12 protein-coding genes are annotated in these 16913 nt (G+C 46.5%); 4 read left to right on the top strand and 8 right to left on the bottom strand.

Annotated features, from left to right (window positions below):
- Window positions 1–152 precede the first annotated feature (152 nt).
- A complete protein-coding gene (locus G9G53_RS01440) occupies window positions 153–1100 on the top strand; it encodes a DMT family transporter (protein WP_165144889.1) in 948 nt (315 codons plus the stop codon).
- Between the two features lie 240 nt (window positions 1101–1340).
- Window positions 1341–3371, top strand: a complete 2031-nt coding sequence (locus G9G53_RS01435; RefSeq protein WP_165144886.1) for a methyl-accepting chemotaxis protein — start codon at window positions 1341–1343, stop codon at window positions 3369–3371.
- A gap of 88 nt (window positions 3372–3459) precedes the next feature.
- Here G9G53_RS01435 and G9G53_RS01430 read toward each other — a convergent pair whose 3' ends face one another.
- Together G9G53_RS01430 and G9G53_RS01425 are read right to left on the bottom strand one after the other, a co-directional pair.
- Window positions 3460–4941 carry a carboxylesterase/lipase family protein gene (locus G9G53_RS01430; RefSeq protein ID WP_165144885.1) on the bottom strand — a complete coding sequence of 494 codons (1482 nt, stop codon included), beginning with the start codon at window positions 4939–4941 and terminating at the stop codon, window positions 3460–3462.
- Window positions 4942–5094: 153 nt separating this feature from the next.
- A complete protein-coding gene (locus G9G53_RS01425; RefSeq protein ID WP_028543060.1) occupies window positions 5095–5658 on the bottom strand; it encodes a GbsR/MarR family transcriptional regulator in 564 nt (187 codons plus the stop codon).
- A 515-nt stretch (window positions 5659–6173) separates the two neighbouring features.
- Here G9G53_RS01425 and G9G53_RS01420 point away from each other — a divergent pair.
- Window positions 6174–7397, top strand: a complete 1224-nt coding sequence (locus G9G53_RS01420) for a quaternary amine ABC transporter ATP-binding protein (protein WP_029516322.1) — start codon at window positions 6174–6176, stop codon at window positions 7395–7397.
- A complete protein-coding gene (locus G9G53_RS01415; protein ID WP_165144883.1) occupies window positions 7372–9969 on the top strand; it encodes a glycine betaine ABC transporter substrate-binding protein in 2598 nt (865 codons plus the stop codon). The genes G9G53_RS01420 and G9G53_RS01415 overlap by 26 nt, the downstream gene beginning before the upstream one ends.
- Window positions 9970–10066: 97 nt before the next feature.
- On the opposite strand, the gene G9G53_RS01410 is transcribed toward G9G53_RS01415, so the two are convergent.
- The 6 genes from G9G53_RS01410 to G9G53_RS01385 form a co-directional block, all read right to left on the bottom strand.
- Window positions 10067–11290 carry an ABC transporter permease gene (locus G9G53_RS01410; RefSeq protein ID WP_029516319.1) on the bottom strand — a complete coding sequence of 408 codons (1224 nt, stop codon included), beginning with the start codon at window positions 11288–11290 and terminating at the stop codon, window positions 10067–10069.
- Window position 11291: 1 nt separating this feature from the next.
- The gene (locus G9G53_RS01405) at window positions 11292–12656 is read right to left on the bottom strand and encodes an HlyD family secretion protein (protein WP_165144881.1); all 1365 of its coding nucleotides are present in this window, start codon (window positions 12654–12656) and stop codon (window positions 11292–11294) included.
- 23 nt (window positions 12657–12679) lie between these two features.
- On the bottom strand, window positions 12680–13264 hold the full coding sequence (locus G9G53_RS01400) for a TetR/AcrR family transcriptional regulator (protein ID WP_069011115.1): 585 nt from the start codon (window positions 13262–13264) through the stop codon (window positions 12680–12682).
- A 255-nt stretch (window positions 13265–13519) separates the two neighbouring features.
- The gene (locus tag G9G53_RS01395) at window positions 13520–14884 is read right to left on the bottom strand and encodes an ABC transporter substrate-binding protein (RefSeq protein ID WP_165144879.1); all 1365 of its coding nucleotides are present in this window, start codon (window positions 14882–14884) and stop codon (window positions 13520–13522) included.
- Window positions 14885–15009: 125 nt separating this feature from the next.
- Window positions 15010–15831: a carbohydrate ABC transporter permease gene (locus G9G53_RS01390; protein WP_029516315.1), complete on the bottom strand. Its 822-nt coding sequence runs from the start codon at window positions 15829–15831 to the stop codon at window positions 15010–15012.
- Window positions 15828–16793, bottom strand: coding sequence for a carbohydrate ABC transporter permease (locus tag G9G53_RS01385; protein ID WP_069011113.1), 966 nt, complete (start codon window positions 16791–16793; stop codon window positions 15828–15830). The genes G9G53_RS01390 and G9G53_RS01385 overlap by 4 nt, the downstream gene beginning before the upstream one ends.
- Between the last annotated feature and the right edge of the window lie 120 nt (window positions 16794–16913).

The following is a 16913-nucleotide window of genomic DNA, read 5'->3' as shown; positions in this document are numbered from 1 at the left end:
GTGGATGAATGCTGCTTATTGGTTTTGCAGTAACTTCATTTAACTTGCATAAAGCGGCAAGTTTATTTGATCAACCCCCGTCTTGCATGGCTTTCGCCATGGACGGGGGTTTTTGTGCCACCGGTCCTGTATTCGCAAGGAGCTAATTGAGTATGAGTCAATCTTCTACTGTACTAACATCCAAAGGTTTTGATCATAGCTCCCACATGAAAAGCGGTTTTTGGCTGGTCGCAATAGGAGCAGCCTTGTGGGGCGCTGATCCGCTGTTTCGTATTATTTTGCTAAAATCATTTACTTCAACACAAATTGTACTAATGGAGCATATGCTGCTTTTCCTTGCTCTGACACCGATGCTGTGGAAACATCGTGAGGAACTCAAAGCGGTACGGCTTCGTCAAGTTTTCGCTATTTTGTTCGTCTCGTGGGGCGGCTCGGCTCTGGCCAGCGTGATTTTTACCATGGCGCTCAGCAACGGTGATCTGAATGCTGTACTCTTACTCCAGAAGCTTCAACCATTGGTCGCTATTATTCTGGCCCGCGTTATATTGAAGGAAATGCTGCCGCGTCATTTTGGATTATTAATTGTCGTCGCTCTGTTCGGGACGTATCTTCTGACCTTCGGTTGGTCGCTCCCCTTCGGGCATGTTCGTGATTTTGCCCAGGTCGGTAGTCTACTTGCACTGGGTGCAGCGGTTCTGTGGGGCGGTTCGACAGTCATGGGAAGCTACTTGCTTCGTTCAATGAAATATGAAACGGTAACCTCCCTCCGCTTCATGGTGGCGCTCCCTCTGCTGATTGTCCTCACCTCTGTAGAGCATGCGCCATGGAATATGCCTGCCGGTACATGGGCAGGCGCAGCTGTGATTATCAACTTGCTATTGCAGGCATTGCTTCCGGGTCTTCTTAGCTTATTGCTGTATTACAAAGGCTTAAGTACGACCAAAGCGTCTTATGCTACGATGGCAGAATTGAGCTTTCCCATGGTGGGGGTCGTGATTAATTGGATCGCATTTCAGCAAATCGTTACTGTAGCGCAATTGACTGGTTTTATGCTCATCTGGATTACGCTCTTTATGATTTCACGTCAGCAAAAAAATTAACAGTTCAATGTCCCCTTCATGACTCACCCAAGCCAAATTGTGAAGATGCTTTTGCATCTCCGATTTGGCTTTTTATGTGTTCGCATTAATATTAATCATAGTTCTTTAGACCTGTTTTTCAAAAAAAGTGTCTAAAATATGCTACTATTTCTCGTTTCCCAATGATTACATCTATAAAATTCGTCGGTTTATGTCGAATAAAACAATGTAGTGATCATCAGACACAGAGGAGCAAGAACTATGACTAAAACAAAACAAACAGTTCCGTGGTGGAACAGGTTTCTCAAGCAGTTTTATTTAATGAGGACAAGATTAATAATATCTTTTTTAGCTGTGTTATTGATTCCGAGCGTACTTATCGGGTACTTTTCTTATCAGGGGGCTACGACACAACTCAGTCAGCAAATGGGCGGTTCCGTATACACGAATCTGTATCTGATCCGGAGCAATGTCAATCAGTATGTAGCGCCTATTATGAAAGACCTGGACGTGCTTACCACTGAAATCAATTCTGATTCCATTGGTACCAACCAAGAGACCCTTCAGAAAAAGTTAGATGTTATCGTCAAGGCTCACCCCGAGCTAGATGCAGCGCTTCTCGGCAATGAGAAGGGGCAATACATACGTTCGCCGAAAAAACAGGAGTCCGATTATGATCCCAGGGAGAGAAAATGGTACAAAAACGCGATGCTGGAAAAGGGTAAAGTATTCGTCGGTGTTCCAGTTGCCAGCGTCACGACAGGGAATTTAGTCGTTAATATATCGGGAACGCTGGAGGACGGTGAAGGAGCTGTTGCCCTGGCTTTGAACCTGGACAAAATGAGTGAAAGTCTGCAGTCTGTTAAGATTGGTGAGCGCGGAGGACTCATTATTGTTGATTCTGAACATAAAGTTGTATCTGGGACTGGAACAGCTTTCAACAAGACAGGCAAAAAAGCGGCTGACGCCATAGAAGGACTTCCCGAAGTGGCGACAACCGTCGAAAATGATACTCCTTCCATGTCGCAAATTCAATTTATGAATCGAGATATGCTGGCCTTTACACTTAAGGACCCTCTCACCGGTTGGAGCATTGTCGCACTGTCGGATCTGGAGGATTATAGTGATGCAGCCCAACCAATTCTGAAACAAAGCCTGATTGTGATTGTTATTTCCATACTTGCCGCGGCGATCATCATTGTGCTTATGGTCCGCTCATTCTTAATTCCGCTGCGCAAGCTGCAAGCAGGAACACGCATCGTCCGTGACGGAAATCTGACCGAACGTGTTAATCTATCCAGCAAGGATGAGTTCGGCGAACTGGCACAGAATTTTGACCAGATGACGCATTCCTTGCATACGATGGTCTCAGAGGTCAACCAAACCTCCTCCCGACTTGCTTCCTCTTCCCTGATAATCAAGGAAAGCACAGAGCAAACGACGGAGTCCGTACAACATGTAGCGGAAACGGTTATGGAATCCGCGGAAAATGCAGCCACCAGCGCCGAGGCATCCGAGCAGACCGCTAATGCCGTTGAAGAAATGGCGAAGGGTGTCAGCACCATTGCCGAATCGGCAAGCTCCATCGTGGATTCAGCAGGACAAACCGAGCATGATGTGGCTCAAGGCAGCCAAATGATCAGTAGTGTACGGACCCAAATGGACCGTATTCTGGAGGCTGTCAGCCAAACGGCTAGCTTAATGGATGAGCTATCCCAGCTCTCGGACGATGCGAAGCAGATGAATACGGCTATTGCCGCCATTGCCAAGCAAACCAATTTGTTGTCTCTGAACGCGTCTATTGAAGCTTCCAGAGCTGGCGAAGCCGGGCGTGGATTTGCCGTAGTCGCTATAGAGGTACGCAAGCTGTCTGAGCAATCCAAGGAAAGCGCGGATTCCATCAGTCAGATTATTACTCAGATGCTCGATTTGATTCAACGCTCTACCGCTACCATGAACGGTAATGTTCGTAACCAGGTAGGTGAAGGTATGCGTATTAGCCAAGATGCAGAAGGTGCATTTACGAATATTGAGCGCTCTACTTCTCATATCGTGGAACAAATTCAAAGTGTGTCCGCTGCTGCTGAACAAATCTCAGCCAGTACAGAGGAAGTCTCCGCCACTGTTACCCATTTGGCAAGCCTGTCTCGCAATTCGGCGGACAGCTCGCAGACAACATCTGCTGCTGCTCAGGAACAAATGGCAGCTATGGAGGAAATTGCCTCTTCGTCACAGGAGTTGTCCAACATGGCGCAGGATTTGCAACAGCTGGTTAAGCGATTTAAGATTTAACTTACTACTAACAAAAGCCTTCGTCCGTATACAAATTACGGGCGAAGGCTTTTTACATTTGAGTTCTTGATATGCTCTCTCTTGTTACTTATAGGGTCATCTGACCGGTTAAATGACGGCGTCTATCTCCTTCAGGGTCGTGCTCCACCTTAATATTCTGATGGAAAATAGCTGTAGTCCGCTCTTCTCTGTCGTACATCGGCCAAGCCCCCTCGGACAGCACTGGCTTCCCATCACGTGCAAAAGCAACCCATGCCTGCTGCATATCTTGAGCCAGCTTCTGCATCGAAGGTTGAATCTCTAATCCAAGCTTATCTAGCAGCTCCAGATTATCGAAAACAAACGCAATCTCTGCACCGTGAACCGCTTGTCCAAAGGTAGGATGCCCCGGCAATGTCCAATCAAAACGATACATCCATACAGGCGCATGCGCCGACTGTGCAACAGCAAGAGCCAACGCAGGACGCCAAAAAAATAGATCGGTCAACATTTGCGCCTGTCCCTCAATCGTAACCGGAAAAGGTTCTATCAGGTCGCCGATGTCTGACATGCCCGTCATCATTTCCAATGCCTGTCTCGCTGTCGACTTGTTCATTAGATGGGATTCTTTTCGGATGAAATAGCCCCCCTCATGCAAGTTCGTTCCAATCAAAACGGAAACCTGCTTTGCTGAACCTTGCGCGATTGCAGACAGGGGTACATCTGGCAAGGTCACACCGTCCACAACGGGTTGATAGATCATCGCCATCCCTGGTCCGATGACTTCATGCGTCTTCGCCATCGCTAGCATCAGCGCATCTGTCGGCAGGCTAAACAACCTCTCTGGATGCTGAGTGTCCACACCCAGCTGCTGTAGATACACAGCCGTCACTTGCTCGGCCTGTGAAGTTGGCAATACCTGCGACGCACCGCTCTGCAAAATTGCACGCTGGAACAGTCCTTTAGCTGCTGGCATCGCCAATAAAGCGGCAATACTCATCGCGCCTGCTGATTCACCGAACACCGTCACTTCGTCCGGATTGCCGCCAAAGGCAGAGATGTGATCCCTAACCCATTCCAGCGCAGCGATCTGATCCAGTAGTCCCGCATTAGAGGTCAGGCCATCTCCCTTTGGAGTCAGATGCAAAAATCCTAACGGCCCCAATCGATAATTGATCGTAACAACCACAACATCGCCATTCTTCGCCATGCGTTCCCCGTCATATAAAGGTATAATCCCGGACCCCGTGACAAAGGCACCGCCATGAATCCACACCATCACTGGACGTCCCTTCTCAGGAGTCTTCGAAGCAGGTGTCCAAACGTTCAGGTATAAGCAATCCTCTGACTGCTCAGGCGGCTCCACCAGATTTCCAGTCATACTTTCAGCGGATGGCATAGGTTGCGGACAGATTGGCCCAAAACTCGTCGCAGCCCGCACACCCTCCCAAGACTCCAAAGGCTGGGGCGCGTGAAAACGTAGTTTTCCAACAGGAGGCTGTGCATATGGGATACCTTTCCACACATGATATCCATTTCCCGTTTCCCCACGTAATTGACCTAAACGAGTATGTACCGTAATACTTTCCATTATGAAGCCCCCTTTATTTCGTATGTTCAACACAACGGTATAATATCAATCTTTACATATCTCTATTATACCCTTTGCACACGGCCAAACCAAAAAATACCGGAAGCACTTTTGCGCTCCGGCATTTTTATAAACAAGATAGGGAAATAGCGATTAATCCCGAACTTCTTCTTTTGGAATCAGCTTGTAAATTTCTTCGCTTTCCATAGAGTCAATTAGTCGATCTAGCCACTTGTAATAAGCGACGGCCTGCTTCATTTTCATACGATCTTGCTGAAGAATCGCCTTAAATTCCTCGTACTCTTCACCCTGATTCATCAATCTGTCCAGCTCATCAATGGCTTTGCGCAGTACCAGTAAATTTGTTTCTACCGCTTTTCTCCATTTAATAGCGAAGAAGTCAGTAAATGTTTGATGCCAGTCATATTCAACTTCATACAAATCCTTGCGTGAGCCTTTGCTCCATACCTTATTTACCATTTTCAGATCCAATAATGTGCGAACTCCTGTACTCATGCTCGTTTTGCTCATTTCCATTTCACGGCCCATCTCGTCCAGCGTCATTGGTTTATCCGCAAAAAAAAGCAAACCGTATAAATGCCCCGCAGACAAAGTAATCCCATACAGGTCCATGTTTTTACCTATAGCTTCTATGACACGTTTGCGAATTTTTTGCAGCGAAGCCTGCTGCTCATCACCTAACTGGTACAAGCTCATGCTTGCAACCTCCTAATTTTAGAGCATTTTGCACAACCTAGTATGAACGATTTACCCGTAAAAGATTAGCTTTGACGCAATATATGAAATCTTTCAACAATAAATGAAATGTTTCAAAAGCAAAGCTTCTGTCTATATTACAACAGCATGGGTCGTTCAAAATCATAATTCGCAAAATTGCTAATGATAGTAAACTTTTTAAATTATGGATATACATAAATCTTTTTCTTATGGTTATATTTCATTGTCTATTTTAAAAAAAGCACTATCGGTTGTAAAGTTCCGAATGTTTGAGCATTCTATAGAACGAAGGAGCATATCGAAGGAAACTTTGTACAGTTTTTTCTGTACGTACTTTATGAACAGTTTTTTTGTTTGAAATGTAAGCAATGCTTCTGTTACAATTAATTTTGTCATTAACCGTTCAGGATGTTCAGAATTATGATTTTTATACTCAATCCTTAATGCAACATGGGGTTAATACCAAGCAAAGTATAGAAAGAAGAGGTGTATGTATGACGATTTTGGAAGTCAAAAATGTCAGCAAACTCTTTGGTCCTCACGCAGAGCAAGGTGTTCCGCTCCTGGAGCAAGGCTGGGGCAAGGAAAAGTTGGCCAAAGAAAAACAGATTACTGTTGGTGTCAATAAGGCCAACATGGAAATTAAGCAAGGTGAAATTTTCGTAATTATGGGGCTATCGGGCAGTGGCAAGTCTACTTTAGTGCGAATGCTAAATCGCTTGATTGAGCCTACCTCTGGTGAAATTCTGGTCCACGGCAAAGATCTCCGTAAGATGAACAAAGAACAACTTCGCGAAGTTCGTCGTAAAACCATCAGCATGGTTTTTCAAAAATTCGCCCTGTTCCCACATCGGACTGTACTAGAAAATGTAGAATATGGTCTTGAAATTCAAAAGGTAGAAAAAGCACAGCGTCAGGAAAAGGCGCAACAAGCGCTGGAACTGGTTGGTCTTAAAAACTGGGGCGATAAAATGCCCGATGAATTAAGTGGCGGTATGCAACAGCGTGTCGGTCTGGCACGGGCGCTGGCTAATGACCCTGAAGTGCTCCTGATGGATGAAGCATTCAGTGCATTGGACCCTCTCATTCGCCGTGACATGCAGGATGAGCTGTTGGAGCTTCAAGATAAAATGAAGAAAACCATTGTGTTTATCACCCATGATCTGGATGAAGCGCTGCGGATTGGTGACCGGATTGCATTGATGCGAGACGGTGCGGTCGTACAAATCGGTACACCGGAAGAAATTATGATCCAACCGGCTAACTCTTATGTAGCCCGCTTCGTCGAGGATGTGGATCTGTCCAAGGTATTGACGGCTGCTCATGTCATGCTTCGTCCAGAAACCATCACCATGGATCGTGGTCCGCGTGTGGCTCTGGAATTGATGCGGGAGCGTGGGATTTCCAATTTGTTCGTCATTGACCGCACCAAAAAGCTACTGGGTGTTATTAACGCCGAGGATGCTGTTCATGCACTGCGCAATAATTTGAAAATTGAAGATATTTTGATCACGGACGGACCGCAGGTTGCTGCCGAGACAGTCATTAATGATTTATTTGAAATTACAAGCTCGTCCAAGGTGCCGCTGGCTGTGGTCGATGACAAGCAAAAGCTGCTGGGCGTTATCGTCCGTGGAGCATTGCTCGGCGCACTTGGTGGAGATGTTACCACTACGAAGGAGGTGAATGCCCATGATACCGAAACTGCCAATCGCTGAGTGGATTCAATCCATTGTAGACTGGATGGGTATTCATCTGGCTGGATTGTTTAATGTTATTTCTTCCATTATAGAAGCTGTAGTTGGCTTTTTCTCAGGCCTGTTCATGCTTCCGCACCCTCTGGTGTTCATCGTAATCATCGGGATTATCGCCTTTATGATCGGGCGGGTTCAGCTTACGCTATTTACTGTCATCGGCTTCCTGCTGATTGATAATCTTGGTTATTGGAGTGAAACAATGAATACGCTCGGACTGGTCATCACGTCTGCGCTCGTATCCATTGTTATCGGGATTCCCATCGGGATCTGGTGTGCATACAGTAAATCGGCATCACGCATTATCACGCCTTTACTTGATTTTATGCAGACGATGCCTGCGTTCGTGTACTTGCTCCCAGCGGTTACCTTTTTCAGCCTGGGTGTTGTGCCGGGTGTTATCGCATCTGTTATCTTTGCTATCCCCCCAACCATTCGCATGACCAACTTGGGGATTATGCAAGTATCGGGTGAGCTGATCGAAGCATCAGACGCTTTTGGTTCAACATCTGCGCAAAAGCTGTTCAAAGTTCAGCTTCCACTTGCATTGCCTACCTTAATGGCTGGTATTAACCAGACGATTATGCTGTCACTGTCTATGGTTGTCATTGCTTCCATGATCGGTGCGGAAGGCATCGGTGCTGTTGTGTACCGTGCTGTGACACAGCTGCAAATCGGTAAAGGTTTTGAAGCCGGCTTAGCTGTTGTCGTTCTGGCTATTGTGCTTGACCGTTTTACGCAAAACCTGTTTAAACCTACGCAAAAAGGCAAAAGCCGCGTATCCAGCAAGCAAAAAGTATGGATTACTTCTGCAGTTACAGCTGTCATTTTGATCGCTGGTGCATCCCAATATTTTGTGGGTACAGATCATTCCGCATCTGGCAAAGGTAACGCTGCTGCCAACCCGGTTGGCGAAGAAGTCGGTTACAAAATTATCGGTATTGATGCCGGGGCAGGCATTATGAAATCGACTGCCAAAGCAATTCAAGACTACAATTTGTCTGATTGGAAGCTGGTTGAAGGTTCCGGTGCAGCTATGACGGCCACACTGGACAAAGCCATTAAAGCGAAAAAACCGATCATTATTACAGGTTGGACTCCACACTGGATGTTCAACAAGTATGATCTCAAATATTTGGAAGACCCTAAGAAGTCTTATGGTGAAGCCGAGGGGATTCATACGATTGCCCGTAAAGGCTTGCAGCAGGATGCTCCTATCGCTTATGAGTTTCTAAAACGTTTCAAATGGACACCAGAAGATATGGGTGAAATGATGGTCGCCATTCAAGCCGGAACCAGTCCTGAGCAAGCTGCCAAGGATTGGGCGGAGAAACATGCCGACAAGGTTCAGGAATGGACTCAAGGACTGCAACCTGTCAATGGTGACACCTTCAAGCTAAGTTATGTGGCTTGGGATTCTGAAATTGCCAGCACCAATTTGCTAAGTTATATTTTGGAGAACAAACTGGGTTACAAAGTAACCGCACTTCAAGTTGAAGCAGGTCCTATGTGGACGGGTGTCGCTAGTGGTGATGTAGATGCTTCACCGGCTGCATGGCTGCCGTTAACACATGCGGATTACTGGGCTAAATACAAGGATAAGCTCGACGATCTTGGGGCTAATATGAGCGGTGTTAAAACCGGATTGGTCGTTCCAGCTTACATGGATGTTAAATCGATTACTGATTTGCAGGATAACGGAGCCGAAGCGGCTCCGGCTTCCGCCACAACTGGGGACTTTGGCAAAGAGGTCGGCTACCGCATTGTCGGTACCGACCCTGGCGCCGGACTAATGAAGCTGACCGCTAAAGCTATGAATGACTATGGCTTATCCGACTGGAAGCTGCTTGAAAGCTCTGGAGCTGCTATGACTGCTACACTGGATAAAGCTATCAAAGCCAAGCAGCCTATCGTCGTAACAGGTTGGACTCCTCACTGGATGTTTAATAAATATGATTTGAAATACTTGAAAGATCCTAAAAAGGCGTACGGTGATAAGGAAGAAATTCATACAATCGCCCGCAAAGGCTTGAAGCAGGATGCTCCTGTGGCTTATGAATTTCTAAGCCGATTTAAGTGGACTGCTGAAGATATGGGTGAAGTGATGATCGCGATTCAGGACGGTACTGCCCCACAGCAGGCTGCCAAGAATTGGGCTGATAAACATCCTGACAAGGTTCAGGAATGGATCAAGGGTCTGCAGCCCGTCAACGGCGATCCTTTGAAGCTAAGCTACGCTGCTTGGGATTCTGAAATTGCCAGTACGAACGTATTGAAATATGTATTGGAACAAAAATTGGGCTATAAAGTAACAGCTCTGCAAGTGGAAATCGGCCCGATGTGGACTGGCGTGGCCAGCGGAAGTGTAGATGCTACCGCAGCCGCTTGGCTTCCATTGACGCATGCTGATTATTGGGCTCAATACAAGGATAAGGTGGATGACATCGGAACCAGCATGACTGGCGTTATGTCCGGACTTGTCGTTCCATCCTATGTGCCGATTGATTCTATCGAGGATCTTCAGCCGCCGCAATAATATTTTTTCTGCTTTTAAACCATACGAACAAGCAAAAGGCAGATCAGGGTTTACTCCTGATCTGCCTTTTTGTGATATCCAATATTTAGAGTTGCTCTCAGCCTTTTAGCGTGAATCCTTCTTGAGCGGACACATCGGCATGCTGCTCTGTCGTCTGGTGCTGTCTAAAGAATAACGGATAGATCGCGAAAGACACCAGCAGACTTACACAACCAATGACGCCTAGAGCAATCATATCTTTGAAGATGTATGTGATATCCAGTCCTTTGAGCGTGATGTTCCGTACAGCATCCAGGTAATACGTCAGTGGCAATATCTCAGCAAGCCCCCGCAAGAAGCCGGGCATTGCCTCTAATGGCCACGTATAGCCTGACAGCATAAAGGAAGGAACAGCAATCAGCATCAGAGTTTGGGTCGCATCTACTCTGGTTTTGGAAAAGAGACTGAACAGGAAGCCTAATCCGCACAAGGCAAAGTTAAAAACCAGCGACACTAAAATCAACGGCAATACCTGTCCCCTAAACGGAATATCGAAGCATAAAGCGCTGATACTGAATACAGTCAGCACATTGAAAGCTCCCGCTGCATAATACGGTGCCAGTTTGGCAATAGCCAAACGCCAAGGGGTATTTCTCCATGCGCCAAATCTCCCCCAAGTCCCTGCTTCCTTATCACGCGTGCAGGACAACGCGATACCAAGCAGCAAACACTGCTGGAGAGCCGCAGAGATAACCCCTAGGGGCATGAAAAGCTTATAATCATATACCGGGTTAAATAGCACTCTGGATCGGAACGGGATGGTAGTCAGCGTCGATGCGGCCTGATCGGCGTTCATTCCCTTTTGTTTCATGGAATTGACTGATACTCCGGCACTCACGCTACTAATAACCTGATTCGCAATCCGACTGGCACTATTGGAATACATCATATTACTGCCGTCAATCAGCGTGAGCACGGGTGGATTCTCCCCATGCTTAAGCCGAGTAGTAAAGTTGTCGGGAATGACGATTCCGACCTTAGCTTCTCCAGTCTCTACTTGACGGACTACATCATCCTGATTGTTTGCTTGCCGTGTAACGGCAAATGAATCGGTCGAATCAAACGCCTGAATGATCTGGCGACTGAGTTGCGAATTATCTCCGTCGTACACGGTGACAGGCATCTCGGTAATCCGCTGATGTGAATATAGGAAGCCGAATAGTATCGTATACACAATCGGCGTAATCAGCAGAATAGCCATAAAGCGGCGGTCCCGGAAGATGCTCAGCCATTCCTCGCGAAACACATCGCGGATACGAAGTCTTTCCTGTGAATCCTGCATATTACTGCGCCCCTTTGCCTGTAAACAGAACCGTGGAGCCTGTTGGAACCGATGCAGCAAGGTCTGGCAATGCTACTTTAACACCGAAGGAACGGACATCCTTGTCACCGGAGCTTTGGCTCGGTTTTTGAATGGCAAAGTCAGCAGCCGATTCTAACAGAATGACTTTACCCTTCAGCTCCTTACCGCCAGACAGCAATTTAATTTGGACTGTATCCCCTGCTTGAAGACCGTTCAGAGACGTTTCAGGTACATAGAATTTAGCCCAACGTTGTGTCGAAGTTTCAATGGTATAAACCGGGAACCCTGCACTAGCCATTTCACCTAAGCTAAGCGACTTGGATTTTACGATTCCATCCTCAGACGCACGCAGCGTAGTGTAGCTCAAATAGGTCTGAGCCTCCTGAAGCGCGGCTTCCGCTTGGGCTACCTGTGCATTGGCACCTGCAACCGCAGATTGAGCCTGCTCAACTGTGGATTGCGCCGCCTTCACCGCAGATTGCGCTTGTTCTACCGAAGCCTGAGCGGCTTTGACATCTTCCTGTTGCAGAGCAACTTTGCCCGCTCCTGCCTGTGCTTCCTTCACCGCAGCCAAGGCTTGGCGGTATTGAGCTTCAGCCGCCGTAATTTCCTCCTTGCGGCTTCCCTCCCGTGCCATATCCAATTTTTGCGACTCTGCATTATACTTGGCCACTGCCTGTTGATGTTCCAATGTCGCTTGATCCAAAGATGCCTGGGTTGCTGCACCGGCTTCTTGAAGCTTTTTGGCACGCTCCAGATTTTTAACGGTCAGGTCCAGCGTTTCCTTGGCTACCTTCACAGATACTTGCAATTGCTCAAGCTCCTGTGGTCTTGCCCCGCTCTTGAGGGCATCCAGTTTTGCCTTGGCAGCGTTCGCAGCCGCTTTGGCCTGTTCAATCTGGCTGGAGGAAGCCTCTGCGGTCACACTGACCGATGTCGTGCCTTGGCTTTTCTTGGCCTGAGCAGCACTCACAGTAGCCTGTGCCTGGCCTACGCCTGCTTGAGCCTGCAACACTCCAGCTTTTGCTTTGGATACATTACTCTTGGCTGCCAGCAATGCCGCCTGTGCCTGCTTCACCTTATCTTCCAACTCGCGACTTTCCAGATGGGCTAACACCTGCCCTTTTTTCACCTGATCGCCTTCTTTGACGAGCATCTGGTCAATCCGTCCTGCCATTTTAAAGCTGGCATTGAGGGTATCCGACTCCACATAAGCCGTAGGAATGGAAGAAGACTGATCCGCAGACAAGCTGCTTCCACCCCGTGGAAGAGCAGTTAAGGCATATATCCCAACCGCGATTAAAATAATAAGTACGACATAAATCGTATATTTTTTAGCTTTCATGTTTTCATCACTCCATCTGTATATTAATGTTGCATGCCCAATGCATTACACACAAAAACTTCAATACTTTCACGAACCTCTTGCAGATTCATCGTTTCGCCCCAAACCATTGACCTCATCGGTGCAAAAATGTAAATCCCAAATAAGCAATTGGCTGTTGTTTTGGCATCCAGCTTACTTGAAATTTTCCCATGAAACTTGCCGGAATCGATCTCTGCCTCCATAAAATCAAAATAGTCAGCCAGCACCTGCCTAATATTAAAATGCTGCTCTTGCGAAACCCAGCCCTTACTGACCAATAGACGGCAAAAGTCCGGTTCTCTCACAATAAACTCAATATGTACTTGGATTAGCTTGCGAATCCTAAGCTCCACCTGATCTTTAGGAGTATGAGCCATTGCTTCATGGATATCCCGGACAAAACGCTCCATCCCCATCTTCAAAATGTAAATGTACAATTCTTGCTTGTTTTTAAAATTGTAATACAGGGTTCCTTTGGCTATGCCACAAACTTTGGCAATTTCCTCCATATTTGTTTCATTAAATCCTCGTTCAGAAAAAGCTTTGAGTGCGCCGTTAAAAATAATTTCCTTTGTCTGCTGTTTCATGCTTCCTCCTTTTTTGAACTGACCGTCCAGTACAAAAATTATGTATTTATTATAAGCCCATTTTTAGTTATCCAGCAATAGGAAAAATAAAAATATTTCATTTTAGACAATTCGTCTAAACGCTTATTCTAAAAGTGAAAATGCAAAAACGGATCGAATAAGTGAGGGGGTCACTCATTCGATCCGCTATGTCATAAAATCGGATGATAAGGGGGCCATTCTACGGATTATCAACCGATTTTAAGGGAAGGCCGACTATTTTTTCACGGTTTGATTATATTGCGCAATTTTGCCTGTAATTTCTTGTGTAGCTTGATCCAATGCCTGTTTTGGTTGTTGCTGGCCACTCAGCACAGCCTCGATTGCACCTTCGACGATTTGACGCGCTTCTGGGAATACGCCCATCACTGCGCCCTGTGTAGCGGTGGATTGTGCCGATGCATGCAATTGGTCAACCGCCGTCTGGAATTGCGGATATTTTACCATATTGTCTTTAAGTACCTTTTCGTCATAGGCCGCTTTCGTGATCGGGAAGTACCCGGTATTCACACTCCATTGTGCCTGTACAGCTGGGGAAGCGACGAATTTAATGAACTCCCATGCTGCCTTCTGCTGGGCTTCGGGCTTGTTGTTCATGATGTACAAGCTTGCGCCGCCTACAACCACGCCGCCTTCTTTAGCTTCATTGGCTCTTGGCAGGAATCCTGTGCCTACTTCAAATTTATCGCCAACCTGCTCCACAATATTACGCAGCGAAGCGGTGGAATCCAGCGTCATTGCAATTTGCCCTGCGGAAAAAGCCTTTGCCGTATCGTCCGAGTTACGTCCCAGATTGGATACAACCTTTTCATCGATCATTTTCTTCCACCACGTTAGGGTTTTTACACCTGCATCCGAATTCAGCATGGATTCCGTTGCCGCTTGATCACGACCATTGCCATTATTCACATAATCTGCGTTCTGATTGGCAAACAGTTGTTCCATAAACCAGCCGTAGATGGCAATGGAAGCACCGGATTTACCATCCTTGCTCAAGGCTTTAGCAGCCTTTTCGAACTCATCATACGTTTTCGGAGGATTAGCTGGCTCAAGTCCTGCGGCTTTGAATGCATCCTTGTTGTAATATAAAATCGGGTTTGACGTATTGAACGGCATGGCGTTCAGTTTACCATCAATCGTATAGTATCGTGTAATATTCGGCTCTAGCTGTGACAGATCGAACTTGTCTGCATCAATAAATTGTTGTACGGGTGTGATCATTTTGGAGTCGATCATGAATTTACTACCGATTTCATATACCTGAATGATGTCCGGTCCGCTGTCGGAACCAAGCGACGCTTTCAGCTTGTTCAAGCTATCATCATATTTGCCTTGATATACTGGCTCTACCTGAATGTCCTTATGACTGGCGTTAAAATCAGCAGCGATCTGCTTGATTGCTTTTTCACCGTTACCGGACATCGAATGCCACCAAGTCAGCTTCACTGGGGAAGCCGCTGCTGCTCCATCACTACCATTACTCGGCTTCTCTGCAGCAGTATTATTGCTACAACCTGCTGCAACCACCATGGCAGTCAGAATAAGCAGGGTCAATGCACTTTTCAGACGAAAAAATCTCATAATCTCTCTTCTCTCCCTTTGATTAAATGATTCTTGAATTGGCATTCTCTTGCGATATTCTTGTGTGTTGATGCTCTGTATATGGGCTGCTTGCGCAGGTGTTGCTTATCATTTTAAATATGTGGTCAGCCTTTAAGTGCACCCGCCGCCATTCCACGAACCAACTGTTTTAGTCCAAAGATCAGCAGGAGCAGAGACGGTAAAATGACAAGAGCCGTACCCGCAAATACCAGATTCCATGAAGTCGATTCCTGAAATTCGAGCATGGATATGCCGATCTGTACCGTGCGCATATTCTCGCTATTGGTGATCAGTAAAGGCCAGAGGTACGAATTGTACATATTCAGGAACGAATACACAGCCAGTGTTCCGAGCGCAGGGCGCGATAACGGAAGCACATGGAACAGAAAGTAACGGATATGTCCGCACCCATCCATACGAGCCGCCTCGAACAGTTCCTTGGGAAGCTGGAGAAAAAATTGCCTTAACAGGAATGTCCCGAATGCCGTCGCCAGAAAAGGAACCGTCAACCCTTGATATGTATCAAGCCAATTCCAGCTCCGTACCGTCAGGTAGTTTGGAATAATGGTCACTTCCCAAGGGATCATCATTGTCGCAACAAACATGCTGAAAATGAAGTTTTTTCCCTTGAATTCCATTTTGGCAAAGGCATAGGCCGCCAAGCTCGCTGTAATCAGTTGCCCAATCATTGTAAGACCCGAAATGAGAAATGTATTTCCAATAAAGGCTGCAATCGGAACGATTTCAAACACTTCAGTAAAATTGGCCATATGAAAAGAATGCGGGAAAAAGCTTGGTGGGTAAGCGCTCGCTTCCTCGGGAGACATGACTGCCATAAAAAACGTATATATAACCGGATACAAAATGAGAGCAGCTGCAATCGTAAGCAGCACATACAGCAATGTAGAATTCAGGTGTCGTTTCATTGGTAATGCACCTTTCTTTCCACCCATTTGAACTGAATCATCGTGAGCAGCAGAATGACAGCAAACAAGACAATGGCCTGCGCGCTCCCCGTTCCGAACCGGAAATTAACGAAAGCTTCCTGATAGATGGAATACACAAATACATTCGTACTGTTCACCGGACCGCCTTTGGTCAAAATGTTAATTTGAGCAAAAGACTGGAAGGCTCCAATGATAGAAACTACGGTTACAAAAAAGATCGTCGGTGATAACAGTGGCATGGAGATACGCCAGAACGTGACGAGCGGGCCAGCTCCGTCCATTTTGGCACTTTCATACATATCATCTGGAATCCCTTGAAGTCCGCTCGATAAGATAATGTAATTGAAGCCTAGATTCATCCAGATGGTCATTATGGCTACTGAAAACAGCGCCCAATCGGGGCTGGTCAGCCACGGAACCGGATGGATATGTAGCAGGGAAAGCACATAGTTGAACATCCCCAGTGTTGGATGAAAAAGAAATTTCCAAATGACCGCAGATGAACCGACCGACAACACCATCGGCAGCGAAAAGGCAAACTGGAAGATACGCATTCCCCGCAATTTACTGTGTGTAAGTGCAGCCAGTACCAGCGCCAATAAAATACCTACTGGTACGGTTAACAGTGCAAACAGGAGTGTCACCTTAATCCCTTGCAGAAACAGTCCCGAGCTGAAAAGTGTAGTGAAATTATCTAATCCTACATATGCTGCAACGTTTCCTGCGGGATCTGTAGAATGCAAGCTGAGATAAACGGACTTGATCATCGGATAAAACATAAATACAGCAAACAAAATAAGCGATGGAGCCAAAAAGGTATACGCCAGCGCGTTTTCGCGCAGTCTTTGAATTTTTAGCGAACCCGTGCGTATGCGGGCTTTAGACGAAGTCTGTTGCTGACTCCTCGTCCCCAGTCCCATAGATTTGTTAAGCTCACCCAAAACGGAGCGCCCCTTTCTTTTCAAACCAACCTCAGTAAGTGTATCGTTTCGATGTAAAGGGAACGTCAAGTGGGCTGGAGTAAAATGTTAATGTTTTTTCTTATTGTAAAAGCAACTCTC

Source organism: Paenibacillus sp. EKM206P, assembly GCF_011066155.1.
GTDB classification, from domain to species: domain Bacteria; phylum Bacillota; class Bacilli; order Paenibacillales; family Paenibacillaceae; genus Paenibacillus; species Paenibacillus polymyxa_D.
The sequence above is the reverse complement of the archived record's forward strand: the minus strand, read 5'-3'. Positions and strand labels throughout refer to the sequence as shown.

What these genes read in the sequence shown, in the direction of transcription:
- G9G53_RS01390 (WP_029516315.1), bottom strand. Translation starts at nt 15,831, where the DNA reads ATGAAACGACACCTGAATTCTACATTGCTGTATGTGCTGCTTACGATT.
- G9G53_RS01405 (WP_165144881.1), bottom strand. Translation starts at nt 12,656, where the DNA reads ATGAAAGCTAAAAAATATACGATTTATGTCGTACTTATTATTTTAATC.
- G9G53_RS01415 (WP_165144883.1), top strand. Translation starts at nt 7,372, where the DNA reads ATGATACCGAAACTGCCAATCGCTGAGTGGATTCAATCCATTGTAGAC.
- G9G53_RS01435 (WP_165144886.1), top strand. Translation starts at nt 1,341, where the DNA reads ATGACTAAAACAAAACAAACAGTTCCGTGGTGGAACAGGTTTCTCAAG.
- G9G53_RS01410 (WP_029516319.1), bottom strand. Translation starts at nt 11,290, where the DNA reads ATGCAGGATTCACAGGAAAGACTTCGTATCCGCGATGTGTTTCGCGAG.
- G9G53_RS01430 (WP_165144885.1), bottom strand. Translation starts at nt 4,941, where the DNA reads ATGGAAAGTATTACGGTACATACTCGTTTAGGTCAATTACGTGGGGAA.
- G9G53_RS01425 (WP_028543060.1), bottom strand. Translation starts at nt 5,658, where the DNA reads ATGAGCTTGTACCAGTTAGGTGATGAGCAGCAGGCTTCGCTGCAAAAA.
- G9G53_RS01400 (WP_069011115.1), bottom strand. Translation starts at nt 13,264, where the DNA reads ATGAAACAGCAGACAAAGGAAATTATTTTTAACGGCGCACTCAAAGCT.
- G9G53_RS01440 (WP_165144889.1), top strand. Translation starts at nt 153, where the DNA reads ATGAGTCAATCTTCTACTGTACTAACATCCAAAGGTTTTGATCATAGC.
- G9G53_RS01420 (WP_029516322.1), top strand. Translation starts at nt 6,174, where the DNA reads ATGACGATTTTGGAAGTCAAAAATGTCAGCAAACTCTTTGGTCCTCAC.
- G9G53_RS01395 (WP_165144879.1), bottom strand. Translation starts at nt 14,884, where the DNA reads ATGAGATTTTTTCGTCTGAAAAGTGCATTGACCCTGCTTATTCTGACT.